This is a genomic window from Kitasatospora sp. NPDC056531 (assembly GCF_042794375.1).
GTDB lineage: Bacteria > Actinomycetota > Actinomycetes > Streptomycetales > Streptomycetaceae > Kitasatospora.
The window spans coordinates 1-3,881 of sequence record NZ_JBHTTU010000240.1; the positions used below are offsets into that span (position 1 = coordinate 1).

3 protein-coding genes and 1 pseudogene are annotated in these 3,881 nt (G+C 74.2%); 1 reads left to right on the forward strand and 3 read right to left on the reverse strand.

The annotated features are described in order from the left end of the window. Positions 1 to 161 precede the first annotated feature (161 nt). Positions 162 to 839, forward strand: a complete 678-nt coding sequence (locus ACFQ87_RS44985) for a hypothetical protein (protein ID WP_380616840.1) — start codon at positions 162 to 164, stop codon at positions 837 to 839. Between the two features lie 42 nt (positions 840 to 881). On the opposite strand, the gene ACFQ87_RS44990 is transcribed toward ACFQ87_RS44985, so the two are convergent. The 3 genes and pseudogenes from ACFQ87_RS44990 to ACFQ87_RS45000 all read right to left on the reverse strand — a co-directional run. Continuing rightward, positions 882 to 2,237, reverse strand: coding sequence for a Fic family protein (locus ACFQ87_RS44990; protein WP_380616841.1), 1,356 nt, complete (start codon positions 2,235 to 2,237; stop codon positions 882 to 884). A 182-nt stretch (positions 2,238 to 2,419) separates the two neighbouring features. Further along, a pseudogene (locus ACFQ87_RS44995) lies at positions 2,420 to 2,644 on the reverse strand (ABC transporter ATP-binding protein); the annotation flags it as partial. 129 nt (positions 2,645 to 2,773) lie between these two features. Beyond that, the coding region (locus tag ACFQ87_RS45000) for a thiopeptide-type bacteriocin biosynthesis protein (RefSeq protein ID WP_380616842.1) at positions 2,774 to 3,881 on the reverse strand (1,108 nt) is incomplete at its 5' end.

Sequence of the window (3,881 nt, forward strand, 5' to 3'; positions counted from 1 at the left end):
GGCCGTCGACCTCGCCGCCCGCGTCCGCGCCGGCCAGGCCGACGTACGGGAGACCGCGGACGCGATCCGCACCTGGTACCGCTGAGCCTCCTCACCCCCAATCCGATGTCGTACGGGCGAGTTGACCGTAGGATCGAAGCGGTCGTACACGGGGGGAAAACGTGAAAACCGACTCGCTGCGGCGTCATGCCGCCATTTCGACGGTCATCGGACTGGCATTCAGCACCCTGGCCTCCTGCGCCACGTCGACGTCCACGCACGCCGGCCCGGCCGCCTCGGCCACCGTCCCGCAGAGCGCGGTCAGGGTGCCGTTCTCCGACGAGGTCGCGGCCGGCCTTCAACGGATCCGCGCCGCGACGGGCACCCCGCCCAAGGACCAGTGGGCCTACTACCGGGACCAGGGTGGCACGATCTGGTTCTTCTGGCCCCTCCCCGACGGCCGGTCCTGTACTGGGCGGGAGTTCAACCTCCCGGATGACAGTGACGTCCGGGAGGTCGGCTGCAGCGCCAACCCGCTTCCCGACGGCAGCACGCCCGCCGTGAGGGTGTTCGACGACCCGGCCAGTGTGGCCGGCGGTCGCTGGGTGAGCTTTCTCTACGCCGACCAGGAGGAGGTCCTGGACCTCGCCTGCGGCGACCAGCACCTCGCCGCCGAACGCGTGGTCAGTTTCCCGACCCCGTACGGCCGCCGCGCCGTCTACGCCGTCGGGACCCCGTGGGCCGTACTGGGCACGCTGCGGGCCGAGGTCCGCCGCGCGGACGGCAGCACCACGGCCACAACGGTGGCGTTCCCGCAGCCGGGCGGAGCCAGGGTCTCCTCCGAGCGCATCTGCGCGTGAGAAGTCGGCCGGTCCGACTTCTCACGCGGCCTCGGGAGCCGCTCAGCCGGCGCTTCGCCGGGTTTCTCTGAGGTGGACGTCGATGTAGCGAGCGAGGGTCGGCGGGTCGTCGGGGTGGTCGGCCTGGAAGCTCACTCGGCGCAGCAGGCTGACGCCGTCGAGGGTGATGCCCTCGCGGGCCAGGACGAAGAGCAGGGTGAGGAAGGCGGCGCGGGCGTTGCCGTCGTCGAACGGGTGGAAGTAGCACACGTCGAGGTAGGCGCGGGCCGCGCGGGCGGTCAGCGGGAGGTCGCTGTCGGCCGCGCTCTCGGCGAGGCAGGAGTCGAGGCGGGTGCGGGTGTCGGGGGCGATGCCGTAGCGTTCCCGGCCTTCCTTGGCGAAGGCGGGCAGGGTGCGGAAGGGCGGCGGCTGCGGTGTGCCCAGGACGTGTTGCTGCCAGCCGCTGAGCAGGTCGAAGTCGAGTGCGGCGCCGCGTGCGGCGTCCGCCCGCAGCCGGTCGAGGGCCGCGAGCAGGCCGGCCGCACGGGCCGGGTCGAGGGCGCCGTCGAACTCGCGGATGTCCTCGGCGGCGCCGTCACGCTCCGGTGTCACGGGTCCGTGCCCGGCCTCGGGCGAGGGCTCCGGCCAGGCGACGGTCCCGCGCAGGGCGAGCCAGTCGCGCAGGTGGTCGGGTGCGGGATCGGCGGGGTGGGGCACGGCCTCTGCGAGGGGCAGCGCCAGCGCGATCCGCTCGGCGACGTCGTCGATCAGGACCAGCTTCGGGGCGGTCCAGCTCGTGAACCGTCCGCCGATCGCCTGCCGGACCAACTGCCGGGCGGCGTCCGGCGCGAACCCCCAGCGGCTGAGGAACCAGGTGAGCACCTCGTGACAGTGCCCGTACCAGGCGCTCTCGGCGCCGGTGCGGTCGATCACCTGCTGGATGAGGTTCCGGGCGGCACGCTCCCACAGGATCCGCTGGTCGTCGATGGCGGCCGGGTCCAGCGGGTACGCCTCGAAGCGGTCGGCGAGGCTCTCCAGCCACCCGCGCCACTCGTACAGCGAGGCGATGACACGCTCGACCGTCTCCTCCGGGGTGGTGACCGAGTCCCGGGGGCAGCACCAGTTGCCGACCGGCCCGCCGTCGAGGCCCGCTTCGCCTACCGAGTAGCGCCAGCCCCCGGCCCAGCTGCCGAAGTGTTGGACGAGGGCGAGCGTCATGGCGTCGGTCCAGCGCTCGGCCACGGTCCACCCCCACTGGGTCATCGCGGGATCGATGACGCTGAGGTCCGGCCGGCGGGGCACGTTCCGGGCCGGTGCGAGTGCGCGCACCTCGCGGTCGGCCGAGTCGTAGTCGAAGGGGTGCAGGGCGGGGTCCATCTCGTCCCAGGCGAGACCGCCGGGGTACAGCTCCAGAATCACCGGGCCAGCCTGGCACGACCCCCTGACGCCGGATCAAGCGATTTTCGTCTTCGGTGCACAGGGCCCGGGAGCGGACCTCGGCCCAGAGGTCGGAGGGGCTGAAGTCGGGCGCGAGCGGCCACCGGGCTGACCTCGGGTCCGGATCCGTGCGGTGGCGGTTCCGGGGGCGCCGGCGGGCCCGGTCAGACGGCCAGGAGCTGGGTGCGGGCGGGGGCGGCGTACGGGTCGTCCCGGGCGAGCAGGTCGGTGTGGGTGCCGATGGCGCGGATGCGGCCGGCGTCGAGGACGACGGTGCGGTCCGAGTCGGCGGCGGTGGCCAGGCGGTGGGCGATCACCAGGACGGTTGTGGTGCGGGTGACCTGGGCGACGGCCTCGCGCAGTGCCTGCTCGTTGGCGGCGTCGAGTTGGCGGGCCGGAGACGGAGAGCGCGGCGGCCACCCGCTCGGGGTCGGCGAGGCGTTCGGCGGTGGCTGCGACGGCTGCGGCGGCACGTTCGCGCAGGGGCGTGAGGGTGTCCGCGTGGTTGCTCGGTCGGATCACGCGACGGCCTCGACCGTGCCGAGCGCGGCCACCCGCCCCTGGTGCGCCCGCACCGTCCGCCGTGCCAGGGCGAGCGAGCGCTCCTCGCCCGCGCGGTCCACGCCGATCAGCCGGTGGTGGTGCATGTGCAGCAGCGCCCCGAGCGCCGTGTCGGGGCCGCTCCACTCCTCGTCCAGCTGTGCGCGGTAGGCGGCCAGGGCGGCGGCCCGCTCGTCCCAGGAGGCGAGGAGGTCGCTTCCGCCGGGCAGCCGGCCGAGTTCCGTCCAGTGGCCGCTGGGGTCGATCAGCGATTTGGCCTGTTCCCGTACGGCCGACGGCAGTTCGTGCCGTTCGGTGGCGCGGTGGAGCCGGGTGAGCAGGCCGAGGTCGCCGAAGTGGTGGGCCAGGTCGACGTAGTTGGCGGCGGCGAGGGTCAACGGGTGGACGTCCAGGCGGCGTTCGCGCAGCAGCCGCAGCTGCTCCAGACAGGAACGGCTGTCCGCCGCGAACACCCGCTCGGCCGCCGCCATCGCCGCCGGGCCGCCGTAGCGCTCCAACTCCGGTTCGTAGCCGTCCAGGACCAGCCGGTCGGCGAGCCCGGCGGTGGCCAGGCGGTCGGCCCAGGCGCCGAGGGCGGGGAGCAGTTCGCCGCAGAGCGCGGCCGGGTCGCCGTGGAAGCGCAGCCGCAGGTGCGGATCCGGGTCGAGGTAGCGGATGAAGAACCAGCGGTCGACCGCGGCGGGGAGGTGTTCCAGCAGCGCGGGCAGCTCCTGGCTGAGCAGGTCGTCCTGGCGGGCCGTGGCGCAGTACAGCTTGGCGTACAGCCAGGTCGAGCCGGGGCCGTGCACGGTCCGCCGTCGGGGCGGTGCCACGGCCGGGGTGCGGGCCGTGCCGGGGGAGCGACGGATGAGGGCGAAGGCCAGCTCGTTGGCGCGGCCGCCCTCGCCCAGCCAGTCGGCCGGTCGCTCGGGCGCCTCCTGGAGGTATCCGCCGGCGCTGCCGGTCCATGCGTGGCGCAGCAGCTCCCGGTGGCGCTCGTCCGCCAGGTCGAGGGTGAGGCGCTGGTCGTCGCTCACGCTCTGCACCATGCGCGGCACCCGCCAGCGGCGCCGCCACAGCTCCAGC